This window comes from Streptomyces griseus, from assembly GCF_001715295.1.
Lineage (GTDB): Bacteria > Actinomycetota > Actinomycetes > Streptomycetales > Streptomycetaceae > Streptomyces > Streptomyces griseus_G.
The window spans coordinates 644,428-660,223 of record NZ_MDKB01000001.1 but is presented as its reverse complement, the minus strand read 5'-3'; the positions used below and the strand labels follow the sequence as shown (position 1 = coordinate 660,223).

The following is a 15,796-nucleotide window of genomic DNA, read 5'->3' as shown; positions in this document are numbered from 1 at the left end:
CTCCGGTCAGGGACGGCCCGCGGCGGGTACCTCCTCGCCGGGCGGCACCGGGCCGGGCGGGGTGCCGTCGCCGAACGGCCGGCCGCCCAGCTGCTCCCGGTGGTGCGGGGTCAGCCAGCCGGACAGGTCGGGCCCCAGCGGCACGATGCCGGTGGGGTTGATGCCGGTGTGCACCCGGTAGTAATGCTGTTTGATGTGGTCGAAGTCGACGGTGTCACCGAAGCCGGGCGTCTGGTAGAGGTCGCGGGCGTACGCCCAGAGGACCGGGTCCTCGCTCAGCTTCGTGCGGTTGCACTTGAAGTGGCCGTGGTACACGGCGTCGAACCGCACCAGGGTGGTGAACAGCCGGATGTCCGCCTCGGTGATGGTGTCCCCGACCAGGTAGCGCTGCCCGGCGAGCCGCTCGGAGACCACGTCGAGGCGGTGGAAGACGTCGACGTAGGCGGCCTCGTACTCGCCCTGCCGGCTGGCGAACCCGGCCCGGTAGACACCGTTGTTGACGTCCCGGTAGATCCCCTCCATCACCTCGTCGATCTCGCCGCGCAGCCGCTCGGGGTAGAGGTCGGGGGCGCCGGGGCGGTGCAGGTCCGACCACTCGGTGGCCAGGTCGAGGGTGATCTGCTGGTAGTCGTTGGTGACAAGCCGCCCGCTCGGTACGTCGACGATCGCCGGCACGCTGACACCGCCGGGGTAGTCGCGCTCCCGGGCGTCGTAGGCCTCGCTCAGGTAGCGGATGCCGAGCACCGGGTCGCGGCCGCCCTCGTAGAGGGTGAAGCGCCAGCTGCGGTCGTCCTGGAGAGGGTCGGTGACGGCCAGCGACAGGGCGCTCTCCAGACCGAGCAGCCGCCGGGAGACCAGCGACCGGCTCGCCCACGGGCAGGCCCGGCTGACGACCAGCCGGTAGCGTCCCGCCTCGACGGGCCAGCCGTCGCGTCCGTCGGCGGTGATGCGGTCGGCGAAGTGACTCCGGGACCGCTTGAAGGGCTTGTGGCCGTACGAGGTGTTCCCGCCGGGTTCCGGGTCGGCCGGGTGGTCCGCTGTGCCGGTCATGGTGATCTCCTTGTCGCTTCGGGTGTGGGTTCCTTCTCCCCGTCCCTCCTTCCCCGCCGGCCGGCCACGACGTCGGCCAGGGCGACGATCAGCCCGGCGAGGACGAAGGCCACCGAGACGATCAGCCCCCGGTCGTAGGCGTCCGCCCAGCCGTCCGCGCCCAGCCGGGCGAAGAAGACCGATCCCACGGCGGCGATCCCGATGGCCGAGCCGACGCGCTGGCTGGTCTGGAGGGTTCCTCCGGCGCTGCCCGCGTTCGGCACGGGCACCTCGGAGAGGGTGAGGGTCTGGTTGGGGGCGATGACGAGTCCGCTGCCGAGGCCGGCCAGCAGCAGCGGCGCGGCCATGGCGAGCCCGGCGCCCCGTCCGGGCACCAGGTGGGCGGCCAGTGCGGTGAGGCCGAGCCCGGCGGCCACCATGGCGAGTCCGACGACGATCAGTGGCCGTCCGAAGCGGTGGACCAGCCGGCCGCCGATGCCCGCGGAGGCACCGGCGCCCACCGCGAAGGGGGTGATCGCCAGCCCCGCTTCGAGGGCGCTGTAGTGCAGTCCGGACTGGAAGTAGAGCGTGGTGATGAAGAAGATCGAGGTGAAGCCGGCGAAGTACAGCAGGATCATCAGGCAGCCCAGCCAGAAGGACCGGAGCCGGAAGAGCGAGAGGTTCAGGACCGGCTGGACATGGCGTCCGGCGCAGCACGCCTCCCACAGGGTGAACACGGTGAGCAGCGCCAGAGCCACCACGAGGAGCAGCCATTTGCCGTTGCCCGGCCACTGCTGGGCCTGGACGAACGGCAGCAGCAGGGCGAGCACGCCGGCGCCGAGGAGCAGCACGCCGAGCGGGTCGAGGTCGCGGGGCCGGACCCGGGTCGCGGACGGCGTGTCCGGGAGCAGCCGCCGGGCCAGCAGGAGGCAGACGAGTCCGATGGGCAGATTGACGTAGAACACCCAGCGCCAGCCCTCCCGGGCTCCGGCCACCTGGATGAGGAGCCCGCCCAGAAGAGGTCCCACAGCGGTGGAGATGCCGACGACGGTGCCGAACATGCCGAAGGCGCGGCCCCGTTCGCGGCCGGAGAACATCTGCTGGATCAGCGCGGAGATCTGAGGGGCGAGCAGCCCGCCCGCCGCGCCCTGGACGAGCCGGGCGACCACGAGCCAGGTGCTGGACTGGGCGGCCCCGCAGGCGGCGGAGGACAGGGTGAACAGGGCGAGCCCCGCCATGAAGACGGCACGGCGCCCGCGGGCGTCGCCGAGCCGGCCGCCGGGGATGAGGACGAGCCCGAAGGCGAGCGCGTACCCGGACAGCACCCACTGCAGGTCGGACTCCGGGGTCCGCAGGCCCGTCTTGATGGACGGCAGCGCCACGTTGACGATGGACACGTCCAGCAGCGTCATGAAGCCCGCCACCAGGCAGACGGCGAGAGCCCGCCAGCGACGGGGGTCCGGGGGATCGGCCTCGGAGGAGGCCGCGTCCCCGTTTCCCGTGCTCTCTGCCATGACCGCACCCTACGGGCAGTCCCGCGTTTCCCGGTGGATCAGCGCGCGGCGGTGGAGGCGGTGCAGCGGACGGCGCGGGGGTGCCGGGTCAGGGGAGGCCGGCCGGAGGTGTCCCGGCAGTGCGGTGAGGTGCCGTAGCCGTCGTGGCGCCCCCGCCGTAGCCCTCGTGGCACGACCCCCGGGGCGCGCGACGGCCCGTCAGGTGCGGGCGGCCGGACAAGCCGTTCCGGAACGCCGCGCGGACGGGCGGTGCCGAGGCCCTCAGGACCGTGCCGGGGCCGTCGCCCGTACGTTCCCCGGGAATGGGACGGCGGACCCGCGCGGGCCGGTCCGGGCGGAGGTCGCCGCCCCGTCCCGGCGTGCCCCTCCCGGACGGGGGTACCGGTGGAACATGACTGTCGCAAAAACGAGTGTTCTGGTTCTGGACTGTGCCGAACCCGCCGAGCTCGCGCAGTTCTACGCGGCTCTCCTCGGCGCCGGGACGCGCCGGGCGGACGACCCCGACTTCCTCGAGATTGTGGGCCACGACGGTGTGCACCTGGCCGTCCGCCGCGACCACGGCTACGCGCCGCCGAGCTGGCCGCGCCCGGAGGATTCCCAGCAGGCGCACCTGCGCATCCTGGTGGACCCGGGGGACATGGACGAGGCCGAGCGCGAGGCGATAAGCCTCGGCGCCCGGCCGGTGGACACGCGCGAGAGCAACAACGGTCCGAGCGACGTCCGCGTCTACAACGATCCCGCCGGGCATTCGTTCTCGCTGGCCGTGTCCCCCGCCCGGCGTCCGCGGAACGGTCCGGAGCCGGTCAGCCCCGACGACGGCGCGGCGCCCGGCCGGTGAGCGGCGGCGGCGCGTAGCGGCGTAGGGGCAGTCCCGCACGTCACGGCGGGCGCGCGACGACAGCTACGGCACCTCGCCGTGCGGTCGGAACGTCCTCCTCCATCCCGTATGCGGACGTCCCTCCGCCGTGCGATGCCCGCATCCGACGCCGCGCGCCGATCCACCGGGAACCAGGACTTCCCTCAGGCCGTGTCGCGGACGTCCCCGCCGTCCGGCACGTCCTGCCCCGGAAGGGCGGCCCCCACTCGTGGTGCCGGGGCCGCCCCGATACCTCCGGTGCCGGGGCTCCCCTCCGTCGCGTGATCGCCCGCATCGGACCGCCCGGCCCGTCCTCCGGGCGGACGACGCTCCTTCCGCAACACGCCCTGGGGAGCGCCCAGGTGGAGCGGACGCCGGCCGTGTCGCCCCGCGGCGTCACACCCGGGCGCCGCCCGGCGGGCCGGGGTGGGCACGGCCCCGGATGGCGGGCACGGCCCGGAGGTGGTCGGGCGCAACACCTCCGCCGCGTCGGCCCGATGAGCTCCGAGGCGGGGCACGGACCCTTCCGTTTCCAGGAATTAACCTTTCGATACCTTGTCACCTCTGGTCTACGCGCATAGCTTTTGCCCTCTCACTCCACATGTAAGGGGCAGTTCCCGTGCAGACAGCCAGACCCGGTTCCGCCCTGCTGGCCGGCGCCGTCGCCGTGACCCTGTCGGTGACCGCGCTGCCCGCCGCGTTCGCGGCGCCGTCGTCCACCGTCGTCATCTCCGAGGTGTACGGGGGCGGAGGCAACTCCGGTGCGACGCTCACCCGTGACTTCATCGAGCTGGCCAACGCGGGTTCGGGCACGTTCGGCCTGTCCGGGCTCAGCGTCCAGTACCTGCCGGGGAGTCCGTCCGCCGGCTCGCTGTGGCAGGTGTCCGCGCTGACCGGCTCCGTCGCGCCCGGTGGCCGCTACCTCGTCGCCCAGGCGGCGGGCACCGGCGGCACGGTGGCGCTCCCGGCCGCGGACGCCACCGGCACGGTCGCGATGTCCGCGTCGAGCGGCACCGTCGCGCTCGTCTCCGGGACCACCCCGCTCACCTGCAGGACCGTCGCGGACTGTGCGGCCGACACCCGGATCGTCGACCTCGTCGGCTACGGCTCCGCGGTCGTGCGCGAGGGCAGCGGTCCGGCGGCGGGCGCCTCGGCCACCGCCTCCGTGGCGCGCGGCGCGTCCCTCGCGGACACCGACGACAACGCGGCCGACCTGACTGCGGGCACCCCGACGCCGGTCAACGCGGCCGGCGAGAGCGCGGGCGGGAGCGGTCCGGGCGAGCCCGGCGGCCCGACCGAGCCCGGCACCGTGCGGGTGCACGACATCCAGGGCACGACACGCGTCTCCCCGTTCGCCGGCCGGCCGGTGACCGGGGTGCCCGGCGTCGTCACCGGCGTACGTTCCTCCGGCTCGCGCGGCTTCTGGATCCAGGACACCGCGCCGGACGCCGACGCCCGTACGAGCGAGGGCCTGTTCGTCTACACCGGATCCGCCACCCCCACCGTCGCCGTCGGGGACTCGGTGCTGGTCAGCGGCAAGGTGGCCGAGTACTACCCGGGCACCGCGACCCAGTCGCTCACCCAGATCACCTCCCCGCTGACCACGGTCCTGTCCTCGGGCAACGCCCTGCCCGCGCCCGTCGTCCTGGACGCGGCCTCGGTGCCGGACGGCTACGTGCCGACGGCCGGCGGCGGTTCGATCGACGCCCTGACCCTCGACCCGGCCACGTACGCGCTGGACCTGTACGAGTCGCTGGAGGGCGCCCGCGTCACGATGGCCGACACCCGGGTGACCGGTGCGACGACCGCGTACGGCGAGGTCTGGGTGACGGTCAAGCCCGAGGAGAACCCGACCCGGCGCGGCGGGACCCTGTACCGGTCGTACGAGGACCCGAACACCGGCCGCCTCAAGGTGATGTCGCTGGACGCCGCGCAGCCGGTCCCGGTGGCCGACGTGGGCGACGTGCTGACCGGCACGACCACGGGCGTCGTCGACTACGCCTCGTACGGCGGGTACAACGTCCAGGCGACCGAGTTGGGCGCGCTCCAGGACAACGGCCTCGAACGCGAGGTGACGCGCAAGCAGAAGCACAAGGAGCTCGCCGTCGCCACGTACAACGTGGAGAACCTGGACGCGCTGGACGAGCAGTCCACGTTCGACACCCTGGCCACGGGTGTCGCCGTCGCCCTCGCCTCCCCCGACATCGTGTCGCTGGAGGAGATCCAGGACGACAACGGCCCGGTGAAGGACGGGACCGTGGGCTCCGAGGCGACACTGCAGCGCTTCACGGACGCGATCGTCGCCGCGGGCGGCCCCCGGTACGCCTGGCGCTACGTGGCCCCGGCGGACGGCCAGGACGGCGGCGAGCCCGGCGGGAACATCCGTAACGTCTTCCTCTACAACCCCGAACGGGTCGACTTCGTGGACCGGGAGGGCGGGGACGCGACCACCGCCGTCGAGGCCGTGAAGACGAGGAAGGGCGTCACGCTCTCCGTCTCACCGGGCCGGATCAACCCGACGAGCGCCGCCTGGAACGACAGCCGCAAGCCGCTGGTGGGCGAGTTCCGCTTCCGCGGCAAGCCGGTCTTCGTCATCGGCAACCACTTCGCGTCCAAGGGCGGTGACCAGCCCCTGCACGGCCGCTACCAGGAGCCCGTGCGCAGTTCGGAGACGAAGCGGGTGCAGCAGGCCGCGGAGGTCAACACCTTCGTGACGTCGCTGCTGGAGGCGGACCGCTCTGCCCGGGTGATCACGCTCGGCGACCTGAACGACTTCGCGTTCTCCCCGACGATGGACGCACTGACCGCGGGCGGGGTCCTGCGGCCGCTGATCACGACGCTCCCCGCCGACGAGCAGTACAGCTACGTCTACGACGGCAACGCGCAGACGCTGGACCACATCCTGACGAGTCCCGCCGTCCGGCGCTTCGACTACGACGTGGTGCACATCAACGCCGAGTTCGCCGACCAGGCGAGCGACCACGACCCGCAGATCGTGCGGATCGACGTGAACGGCGGCGGCCCGAAGCACTGACGAGCGGGCCCGCTCAGGTCACGGCCGCGCCGTCCGCGGCCGTGACCTGGTGGGGGAGCCGGGCCGGCGCCGGATCGAGGGGCCGGTCGGTGAAGAAACGGGTGACGAGTGCGGCGACGTCCTCCGACCGCTCCAGTACGACCCAGTGGTCGGAGTCCGCGAGGGTGAGGAACCGGCTGCCCTCGATCGTCCCGGCGAACTCCCGCTGCCGCTCCGGAGGCGTCACCGTGTCGTGCTCACCGGCGAAGACCAGGGCCGGCACGCCCGACAGCCCCCCGGAGAACTCCGGCCGGTCCCCCAGTGCCCGCTCCAGTGCGTCGGCGGCGTGCGCCGAGTGGGTGAGCGCGTGCAGGAACGAGCGCCGTACGTAGCGCCTGGCCAGCTCCCCCCGGTACACCGGCCGCTCCGGGTCCAGGCACATCAGCCCGTCCGCGGCGAGCGCGGCGAAGCCCTCCGTGTCGCCCTCGGCGAGCCGTCGACGCGCCCGGTGCCAGTAGTCCCGCTGTTCCTCGCCGACGTGGACGGGTACGCCGCCGAGGACGAGTCGGGCGATGCGCCCGGGGTCGTGCCGCGCGCAGCCGAAGGCGATGGCGGCGCCGTAGGAGAAGCCGAACAGGTTGACCCGTGGGGCGCCGAGGTCGTCGATGATCCCGGTGACCGCGGCGCGCAGGACGCAGGCGCTCGGTCCGGGCGGCAGGGGGTCCGCCGTGCCCATGCCGGGCAGGTCAGCGGTCACCACGTCGGCGACCGGGCCCAGGTGGTCGTCCATCTGCGGCCAGCCGAACATGCCCTGCAGGGCTCCACCGAGGACGAGGACGGGTTCCGTACCGGGTACGCCGGTGTCCTTCGCGCGTGGCAGGACGCGGTAGCCGTACCGCAGTCCCTCCACGGTCAGGGTGCGGATGATCTCCTCGGACATCGTGCTCCCGCTTCCCCTCAGGCCCTGCTGAGCACGAGTGCCGCGTTGTGGCCGCCGAACCCGAGCGAGGTCTTGACCGCGTGGTCGAACGTGCTCCGCCTGGCCTCCTTGGTGACCACCTCGACGGGGATGCCGGGGTCGGGCGCGTCGAGGTTGACGGTCGGCGGTACCAGCTGGTGCTGGAGCGCCAGTACGGTCAGCGCCGCCTCGATGCCGCCGGCGGCGCCGAGGGTGTGCCCGGTCATCGCCTTGGTGGAGGTGACGAGCGGCTGCTCGCCGAGGACGCGCCGCAGCATGGTCGCCTCGATGAGGTCGTTGGCGACGGTCGAGGTGCCGTGGGCGTTCACGTGCCCGACCTCCGCCCCGTCGACGCCCGCGTCGGCCAGGGCGGTGCGCAGCGCCCGTTCGATGCCGAGGCCGTCGGGGTCGGGGGCTACGGCGGAGTGGGCGTCGCTGGACGCCCCGTAGCCCGTGACGCGGGCACGGACGGTGGCCCCGCGGGCGCGGGCGTGCTCGGGGCGCTCCATGACGAGGAGTCCGGCGCCCTCCCCGACGACGAAGCCGTCGCGGTGCGTGTCGAAGGGGCGGCAGGCCGCCTGCGGGTCGTCGCGCCGGGTGGAGACCGCCCGCATCTGGCAGGCGCTGGCGATCAGCAGCCGGGAGCAGACCGATTCGGCGCCGCCGGCGACGACGATGTCGCACGCACCGGCGCGCAGCATCTGGTGGGCGGTGCCGATGGCGACGGTGCCCGAGGAGCAGGCCGTGGAGACGGCCTGGCTCGGTCCGTGGACGCCCAGGTCCATCGCGACGCTGCTGGCGGCCCCGTTGACGACGGTCAGCGGGGCGAGCTTCGGGGAGACGCGGCGGGCGCCGCGCTCGGTGAGCGCGGCGTGCTGGGCGTCGTAGAAGGGCAGTCCGCCGTGGGCGGAACCGATGACGACGGCGACCCGGCCGCTGTCCCAGACCGCGGGGTCGAGTCCGGCGTCGGCGACGGCCTCGCGGGCGGCGATCACGGCGAGCTGCGAGAAGCGGTCCATCAGACGCAGGGCGGCGACGCCGAGGGCGGCGTCGGTGTCGAGTCCGGTGATGGTGTACATGAAGTCACAGGGGAGCCCGGCCAGTTCCTTCCGGTGCAGGACGCTCGGGGCGGCGGTCGCGTCGCACACCCCGTCCCAGGCCGCCCGGGCTCCCACTCCCGCCGCCGTGACCAGGCCGATCCCGGTGACCGCCGCGTCGAACGGCTCGATGCCCGGGGGCGTGAGGGTGCGCGTGGACGGCCCCCGGCCGCTCACGCGCCGGCCTTGCTGCTCACGGCCGCGACGAGCCGGCCGACCGTGTCGCGCGAGGAGAGGACGACGTCCTCCAGGTCGATGTCCATCCGGTCCTCGATGAGCAGCCGCAGCTCCTCCAGGGCGAGTGAGTCCAGCCGCAGCTGACGGAGCGGTACCTCGGGCCGGATGGCATCGGGATCGGTCCCGAACCTGGTGACGAGCAAGGCGCTGATCTCTTCCGAGGTGCTCATGGGGACGCTCCTCCGCTCTCGGTACGCGGTGACGCCGGCCGCGTGGTGGGTGAGATGGCCATCGGGGGACGCCGGCTGCTCGGGAGGGACCCTTTATACGCCTTCGCGGCCGGATTCCGGGCCCTCGTTCCCCCGTGAGGAGGGGGGACGGGCAGGTGTGCGAATCCGGCGGGTCCTGGCGGCGGACGACCCGGCGTGTACCGCACGTGGCCCGGCGCCGTGCCGCGAGGACCGTGACGGCGGCGTGGCGCCGGCGGCGTCGGCGCACGCCGTGCTCCGGCGCCCAACGGGACTGCCGGGGCCCGGGCTTGAGCCGTACACTCCGCGATCATGACCTTCGAAACCGTTCAGGCCGGCACGTCCGCGGCCGGAGGGCCCCCGCTCGACGGGCCCGGCCTCTTCGCGACCATGTCCACCATGCGCGCCATGCGCCGCCTCAAGCCGGACCCCGTGCCGGAGGAGACGCTCGATCAGCTGATACAGGCAGCCGTCTGGGGACCCAGCGGCGGCAACATGCAGTGTTACGAGTACGTGGTCGTCACCGGCCGCGAGACGATGGCCCGCCTGGCCCCGCTGTGGAAGCGGTGCGTGGACGCCTACCTGGCGACGACCGGGAAGCACGCGCCGAAGGGCATGGACGACGCGGCGTACGGGCGGATGGTCGCGGCCATCGAATACCAGCGGGACCACTTCGCGGACACCCCGGCCCTGATCATCCCCTGCTACAAGTTCCCCGAGCCCCGGTTCGACGAGGAGGGCCTGCAGGTCTACGCCCAGGCCCTCGGCCCGGCGGGGATCGAGCACATGACGAGCACGCAGACGCGCTTCCAGGCACTCGCGGAGGGCTCCTGCGTCTATCCGGGCGTCCAGAACATCCTGCTCGCGGCCCGGGCCCTGGGGCTCGCCGCCAACATCACCATCTGGCACCTGATGCTGGAGCAGGAGTGGAAGGAGGTGCTCGGCATACCCGCCGACACCCACACCTTCGCCGCCGTCCCGGTGGGGTGGCCGCAGGGCAACTTCGGTCCGGTCCGGCGCCGGCCCGTGGCCGACGTCATCCATCGGGACCGCTGGTGACATGAGCGTGACCCGCCGCCCTCCGCACCGAGGGCGGCGGCAGCCCGAAAGGGTCCCTCGATGGCCGCAACTCCATTGGAGTGAAGGCAAGTTGATGCCAGCGAGGCGCCGTTGTCGGACCCGGGCGGGCTGGATAGCCTGGGCGCGCTCGACGGCCCTCGGCCCACCCCACCGGGCCCGGGGTCTTCCTCTCCCCCCACGGACCAGGAGCAGGTATGCCCCGACGCCCCGCCGGCCACACCGCAAGACGCGCAGCAGTCCTGACGGCCCTCGCCGTCACCGCCCTCGTCGCCGCCGGACGGCCGGCCCCCGCCGCGCCCGCCCTCCCCCGGCCCATGAACCAGGCCTTCGACCGCGCGGCCGAGAGGTTCGGCGTCCCGCGCGATCTGCTCGCCGCCGTCGGCTACGGCGAGACACATCTGGACGGACACGCCGGGCGCCCCAGCCAGGCGAACGGGTACGGCGTGATGCACCTCGTGAGCAACCCGGTCAACCACTCCCTGGAGAAGGCCGCCGAGCTGACGGGCGAGTCCGCGGCCGATCTGCGTCAGGACACCGAGGCCAACATCCTGGGCGGCGCGGCCGTCCTGCGCAGCCACGCCGACGCACTCGGCCTGGACGGGGCCGAGCGCCGGGACATCGACGCCTGGTATCCGGCCGTCGCGCGCTACAGCGGGGCGCGGGGGCCGGTCGCCGCGCTCTACGCGGACACCGTCTACGCCTTCCTGGCCGAAGGCCTGCGCACGACGGTACGCGGCGGCGAACGGATCTCGGTGCCCTCCCGCCCCGTCGCCCCGGAGAAGGGCGACCTGGCCATCGCCCAGGTGACCGCCCCGAGCCCCGACTACCCCTCGGCCCTCTGGGTTCCCGCGGCCTCCGCCAACTACGCGACGGGCCGGACGGCGACGGTCGACAAGGTCGTCATCCACGTCATGCAGGGCTCGTACGCCGGCACGATCAGCTGGTTCCAGAACGCCGCGTCCCAGGTCAGCTCCCACTACGTCGTCCGGTCCTCGGACGGTGAGATCACCCAGATGGTGCGGGACAAGGACACCGCGTACCACGCCAGGAGTGCCAACGCCTCGTCGCTCGGCATCGAGCACGAGGGCTTCATCGACGACCCGTCGTGGTTCACCGACACCATGTACCGCTCCTCGGCGGCGCTGACCGCCCACCTCTGCGACCGGTACGGCATCCCGAAGGACCGGTCCCACATCATCGGGCACAGCGAGGCCCCGGGGAACGACCACACCGATCCGGGCGCCCACTGGAACTGGACGGCCTACATGCAGCTCGTCACCGGCACCGGAACGGGGGGCGGCGGGAGCGAGAGCGACGGTCTGACCTTCGCCTCGTACGCGACCCAGCAGTCGGGCTCGACGGGCACGCAGGTCAGGGCCGTGCAGCAGCTGCTCGACACCCAGGGGTACGAGGCGGGCGCCGTCGACGGCGTCTTCGGTCCGGCGACGAAGAGCGCCGTACAGGCCTTCCAAACGGCCCGCGGGCTGACCGCCGACGGCACGGTCGGCCCCAGGACGTGGACCGCCCTGCTCTCGGCGGGCACCACCCCGGCCCTCGCCAAGGGCAGCACGGGTGAGGCGGTGAAACGGCTGCAGCGTGCGCTGACAGCCGCGCTCGGATCGACGGTCGCCGTCGACGGGACGTTCGGCTCCGCGACGGACACGGCCGTCCGCGCGTACCAGAAGGCGCGCGGCCTCACGGTCGACGGCAGCGTGGGAGCCGGCACCTGGGCGGCGCTGCAGACCGGCCGCTGACCCGCGCCCGGGCCGCGCGCCGGGCCCGGGCACTCAGGCGTGTTCCGCGTCCCGCCTGCCACGCAGTGGGGCCGCCCCGGTACTTCCCGTACCGGGGCGGCCCCACGTCCTGCGCGCGCACGCACCGGACGCCGCCCGGCCTGCCTCCCGGGCGGACGGCGCCACCTCCGGGGCACGCCCCGGAGGTGGCGTCCGCGCGCCGTCGGGGTCACTTCAGGCCGAAGGCCCTGATGATCTCCTGGTCGACGGCCAGTCCGCCGCCGGCCTCCGCGTGCGCCCTCAGGGAGACGAAGGAGGCCCCCTCGGCGGGCGTCCTGAAGCGGGCGGTCCAGGTACCGTCCCGTCCCGCGCGCAGCCGCACCGCGCTCCAGTTCTCCCCGTCGTCGTAACTGACCGACAACGAGGCCCTGTCGGCGCTCACCGCCCCCTCCAGCCACTCCTGTGTTCCTGAGGCCAGGGCGATCTCGGTCCACGTGCCGGCCCGGACGTCACCGGCGAGGTCGGTGTCGACGTCGAGGTCCACCTGGAGCAGCGGGATGTCCGCCTGGCCGGGGCCGTTCGGGTCGAGGGCTCCGGACTCGAACTCCCAGGAGCTGTGGGTGCGGGTGGAGGTCTTCCAGGTGTCCGCGTCCCGCGCGGAGTCGACGACCAGCCGGTAGGGCAGCCGCTCGCCGGACAGGTCCCACGCGTAACCGGCCCGGCCCGGGCCCTTCTTGATCAGCGTGTCGCCCTGGTAGAAGGCGTACGAGGTGGTGTCGTACTCGTCCGCCGGCATGGAACCGGAGTGTCCGGCGCCGGAGTCGGTCCAGGGGGTGATGTTGAACTGGATGTCGTCGTACTCGGTGCGGAAGGGGCCCCAGAACCCGGTCCCCAGCCGGGGGCGGGTGACCGGCGCGAACCACTCGTCGCGATAGGTGCGGCCCGCCGTGTAGTCCAGGCGCCCGCTGCGCATCTCGGCGAGCGTCTCGGAGGTCTCCGGGTTCAGGACCGAGTGGTTCTCGTACCAGAACGAACCGCCCGGCAGGGGGGTGACCCACTCGGTGCGGGTGCCGGGGAACTTCTCGTACTCCTCGAAGCCGATACCCGGGCCGTAGTCCGGGATGTCGTAGCGGTAGCCCCCGCCGAGGGTGTCCCGATGGCCGTAGAAGGTGTTCTCGACCTCGGCCAGCTGCCGCGCGGTGGGCGCGAAGGCCAGGGAGCGGTCCGGGATCGCTCCGTCGTGGCGGTCGACGAGGTCGTAGACGTAGCGCGCGAACCTGCGCTGCTCCACGGAGATCGGGCCGCCTCGCCGGGCGGTCTCCACGAGCTGCCGCCCGGCGAGACGCTGCGCGGAGACGACCGGAATGGTGGTCTCGGTGCCGTACGGGGCGTACCCCTCCAGCAGGACGCCCCGCCCGTCGTGGACGACGAGGAGCGCCGACGCGCCCGCGGCGAGGGCGTTGGCCAGCCGGTCGGCGGGGGCCACGGCGTCGCTGCGGTCGATGACGACGGCCCTGCCCTTGACGCGCAGGCCCGCGTAGTCCGAGGCCGCGCCGTTGCCGGCGTACACGCCGGCCAGCGTGCGGCGGCTGTCCCCGGCGACGGGGGATCCGCCCTGCACGGTGACCGGGACGTCACGGCCGCCGGCCGTCACGTCGATCATCTCCTCGCCCTGCCGCCACCGCGTGAGGAAGCTGAAGCCGCCCTCGGTCACCTTCTTCGTGGGGCTGGCCCACACCTGGTCGTACACGGCCGGGATCTGGTAGGCGTCACGCTGGACGGTGCCGTCCGGGGCGGTGCGCGCCATGTCGTAGCGCAGCTGACGGTTCTCGGTCTCCCGGGGCGTGCGCACGCTGACCTTGCGGGCCTTCGACGCGTCGAGGGTGACGGTGGTGGGCTCGTCGAGGACGGTCTCGGGGGCGGCGAGGAAGGCCACGGCCCTGGAGTCGGCGCGGTCACCGTCGACGTCGACCGTGGTCCACGCGGTGTAGTTGCCCGGCGGCAGTCGCAGGGTGGTGTCCCCCTGGACCGCGACGACGTTCAGTTCCGGGTCGCCGAGCGCGGCGATGACGACGTTGCCGGTCATCGGGTCGCCGGACCGGTCGCGGAGGCGGAGCGTGAGGTCGTGGAGCTCCCGCTCCTTGTCCATGGCGAAGCCGGTGTGCGCGACGACGGTGCCGGCCGCGTCCTCGGCGATGACCTGGCCGGAGAACCGGGTGCCGTTCGGGACCCGGGAGGGATCCAGCGACAGCACCGCCTCGGCGGTGGAGCCCGCCGGGACGGTCAGCGTGGACGTGGACAGGGTGTACGCCGCGGAGTCCGTGTCGGTGGCCAGGCCGAGGGTGACGTCCCGCGCGCCGGTGTTGCGGTAGGTGAGGGTGCGCTCGGCGACCGGGTCGGACGCGCTGTGCGGCCAGGCGTAGGACGCCACCTCGACGGAGCCGGTGGCCTCGACCGTCGTGTCGACCGCCGCCTTCACGTCGAGCCGGCCGGTGCCCTGCTCGTACGGTGTGTAGGAGGGCAGCAGCTTCGAGGAGGCCATCAGCGCGTCCTTGACGCGCCGGCCGGACCAGTCGGGGTGACGCTGCTTCAGGATGGCGGCGGCGCCCGCGACGTGCGGAGTGGCCATCGAGGTACCGGACATCGCCTGGTACATGCCCTCGATGCCGGGGACCGCCTGGGAGGCGGCGGCCTCGATGCCGACGCCCGGGGCGGAGAGGTCGGGCTTCAGTCCCTGCGACCTGACGAGCGGGCCCATGGAGGAGAAGTCCGCGCGGTCGTCGTGCTTGTCGACGGCGGCGACGGTGAGCGCCTCGGCGGCGGAGCCGGGCGATCCGATGGTGCCCTCGCCGTAGGCGTTGCCGGCGGCGATCACGAAGAGCGGCCCGCCGTCGGCGGAGAGGGCGTCGACCGCCTGCGCCATCGGGTCGGTGCCGTCGTCCGGGATGCTGGAGCCGAGGCTCATGGAGACGACGTCGGCGCCTTCGGCCTTCGCCCACTCCATGGCCTCGATGATGCCGGAGTCGGCTCCGGAGCCGTCGTCACCGAGTACCTTGCCGACGATCAGGTCGGCGGCGGGGGCGACGCCCTTGTTCGCGCCGCCCGACGCGGCGCCCGACCCGGCGATGGTGGAGGCGACGTGGGTGCCGTGACCGTTCCTGTCGGTGACCTCCTCGCCGGGCACGAAGCTCCTGGTCTTCCTGACGCGATCCTTGACGTCCGGGTGCGTGGCGTCGATGCCCGTGTCCAGAACGGCGACCGTGGTGCCCTTGCCGTCGTAGCCGGCCGCCCAGGCCTGCGGGGCGCCGACCTGGGGTACGGAGTCCCTGAGCGCCGCCTCGGCCCGGCCGTCGAGCCAGAGCCCGGCGATACCGTCGTCCAGCGCACGGCTCTTCGCGCCGCGGGTGATGTCGCTCCAGAAGGCGCGGGCGTCGTCCTTGTCGGCCTTCAGGGCGGCGCCCCGGATCGACTCCAGCTGCCGGACCGTCCTGCTGCCGCGCGGTGCGGCGGGCAGCGAACGCGCCGTGCCCGCCTGGTAGGTGGCGATCAGGGGGATGCCGCCGGAGCGCTCGTCGTCGTAGCCCATCCGCACCAGCGCGGAGACGTCGAACAGCCGGCGGTCGAGCTTCCCCGCCGCGACGAGGTCGCTCGCCTCGTCGGGCAGGACGTGGATGTCCTCCCCGGCCTGCTGCACGTGGACCCCGCCCGTGGCGCCGTCGGGCCGGTCCACGGTGACGGTGTCCTGGCCGCCCGGGCCGTCGGAGTAGTGGACGACGTCCCCGGTGACCAGGGTGATGTCGTAGTCACTCGTCCGGACCGCGGGGCGGGCTTCGGCCGGGGGCTGCGGGGCGGCGGTGGCGGAGCCCGCCGCGGGGAGCAGGACGCCACTCACGAGGGCGACCGAGGTCGCTATGAGGAGAGCTCTGCACCCCGCGCGAGCGGGTCTCGCCCGGCCGGAAACGAAGGAGAGGGAGAAGGTCATGCAGCTGATCTACCGGTAAACACCGGGCCGCGGACGGCTTCTCACTGGCGTGAAGCCGCCGTGGCGGCTACCCGCCCGGGACGAACCGGGCGCCGGGGGACAGCGCGGC

Annotated in this window: 10 protein-coding genes; 4 read left to right on the top strand and 6 right to left on the bottom strand. The window is 73.4% G+C overall.

Going from position 1 to position 15,796, the window contains the following annotated elements:
• Positions 1-6 precede the first annotated feature (6 nt).
• Both BA175_RS02400 and BA175_RS02395 read right to left on the bottom strand, forming a co-directional pair.
• On the bottom strand, positions 7-1,050 hold the full coding sequence (locus BA175_RS02400) for a glutathione S-transferase family protein (RefSeq protein ID WP_069169511.1): 1,044 nt from the start codon (positions 1,048-1,050) through the stop codon (positions 7-9).
• Complete coding sequence (locus BA175_RS02395) at positions 1,047-2,543, bottom strand: MFS transporter (protein ID WP_069169510.1); 1,497 nt, start codon at positions 2,541-2,543, stop codon at positions 1,047-1,049. The genes BA175_RS02400 and BA175_RS02395 overlap by 4 nt, the downstream gene beginning before the upstream one ends.
• A 391-nt stretch (positions 2,544-2,934) precedes the next feature.
• Between BA175_RS02395 and BA175_RS02390 the strand changes: the two genes are divergently transcribed.
• Both BA175_RS02390 and BA175_RS02385 read left to right on the top strand, forming a co-directional pair.
• Positions 2,935-3,381 carry a VOC family protein gene (locus BA175_RS02390; RefSeq protein ID WP_069169509.1) on the top strand — a complete coding sequence of 149 codons (447 nt, stop codon included), beginning with the start codon at positions 2,935-2,937 and terminating at the stop codon, positions 3,379-3,381.
• A 637-nt stretch (positions 3,382-4,018) separates the two neighbouring features.
• A complete protein-coding gene (locus BA175_RS02385) occupies positions 4,019-6,433 on the top strand; it encodes an endonuclease/exonuclease/phosphatase family protein (protein WP_069169508.1) in 2,415 nt (804 codons plus the stop codon).
• Between the two features lie 13 nt (positions 6,434-6,446).
• Here BA175_RS02385 and BA175_RS02380 read toward each other — a convergent pair whose 3' ends face one another.
• From BA175_RS02380 to BA175_RS02370, 3 genes are read right to left on the bottom strand one after another with little or no spacing between them, the layout of a single operon-like run.
• Positions 6,447-7,352 carry an alpha/beta fold hydrolase gene (locus BA175_RS02380; RefSeq protein ID WP_069169507.1) on the bottom strand — a complete coding sequence of 302 codons (906 nt, stop codon included), beginning with the start codon at positions 7,350-7,352 and terminating at the stop codon, positions 6,447-6,449.
• 17 nt (positions 7,353-7,369) lie between these two features.
• Positions 7,370-8,644, bottom strand: coding sequence for a beta-ketoacyl-[acyl-carrier-protein] synthase family protein (locus tag BA175_RS02375; protein ID WP_069169506.1), 1,275 nt, complete (start codon positions 8,642-8,644; stop codon positions 7,370-7,372).
• On the bottom strand, positions 8,641-8,874 hold the full coding sequence (locus BA175_RS02370) for an acyl carrier protein (RefSeq protein ID WP_069169505.1): 234 nt from the start codon (positions 8,872-8,874) through the stop codon (positions 8,641-8,643). Before BA175_RS02370 ends, BA175_RS02375 begins: the two co-directional genes overlap by 4 nt.
• 330 nt (positions 8,875-9,204) lie before the next feature.
• On the opposite strand from BA175_RS02370, the gene BA175_RS02365 reads away from it, so the two are divergent.
• Both BA175_RS02365 and BA175_RS02360 read left to right on the top strand, forming a co-directional pair.
• Entirely contained in the window at positions 9,205-9,951 is a 747-nt protein-coding gene (locus BA175_RS02365) for a nitroreductase family protein (RefSeq protein ID WP_069169504.1), read from the top strand.
• 215 nt (positions 9,952-10,166) lie between these two features.
• The gene (locus BA175_RS02360) at positions 10,167-11,726 is read left to right on the top strand and encodes a peptidoglycan-binding protein (protein ID WP_069169503.1); all 1,560 of its coding nucleotides are present in this window, start codon (positions 10,167-10,169) and stop codon (positions 11,724-11,726) included.
• Positions 11,727-11,934: 208 nt separating this feature from the next.
• Here BA175_RS02360 and BA175_RS02355 read toward each other — a convergent pair whose 3' ends face one another.
• Positions 11,935-15,687 (bottom strand): S8 family serine peptidase, encoded by a 3,753-nt coding sequence (locus BA175_RS02355; RefSeq protein WP_079159343.1) that lies wholly within the window; start codon positions 15,685-15,687, stop codon positions 11,935-11,937.
• Between the last annotated feature and the right edge of the window lie 109 nt (positions 15,688-15,796).

Coding starts and splice junctions, on each gene's coding strand:
- BA175_RS02400 (WP_069169511.1), bottom strand. CDS start 1,050: ATGACCGGCACAGCGGACCACCCGGCCGACCCGGAACCCGGCGGGAAC.
- BA175_RS02395 (WP_069169510.1), bottom strand. CDS start 2,543: ATGGCAGAGAGCACGGGAAACGGGGACGCGGCCTCCTCCGAGGCCGAT.
- BA175_RS02390 (WP_069169509.1), top strand. CDS start 2,935: ATGACTGTCGCAAAAACGAGTGTTCTGGTTCTGGACTGTGCCGAACCC.
- BA175_RS02380 (WP_069169507.1), bottom strand. CDS start 7,352: ATGTCCGAGGAGATCATCCGCACCCTGACCGTGGAGGGACTGCGGTAC.
- BA175_RS02370 (WP_069169505.1), bottom strand. CDS start 8,874: ATGAGCACCTCGGAAGAGATCAGCGCCTTGCTCGTCACCAGGTTCGGG.
- BA175_RS02365 (WP_069169504.1), top strand. CDS start 9,205: ATGACCTTCGAAACCGTTCAGGCCGGCACGTCCGCGGCCGGAGGGCCC.
- BA175_RS02360 (WP_069169503.1), top strand. CDS start 10,167: ATGCCCCGACGCCCCGCCGGCCACACCGCAAGACGCGCAGCAGTCCTG.
- BA175_RS02355 (WP_079159343.1), bottom strand. CDS start 15,687: ATGACCTTCTCCCTCTCCTTCGTTTCCGGCCGGGCGAGACCCGCTCGC.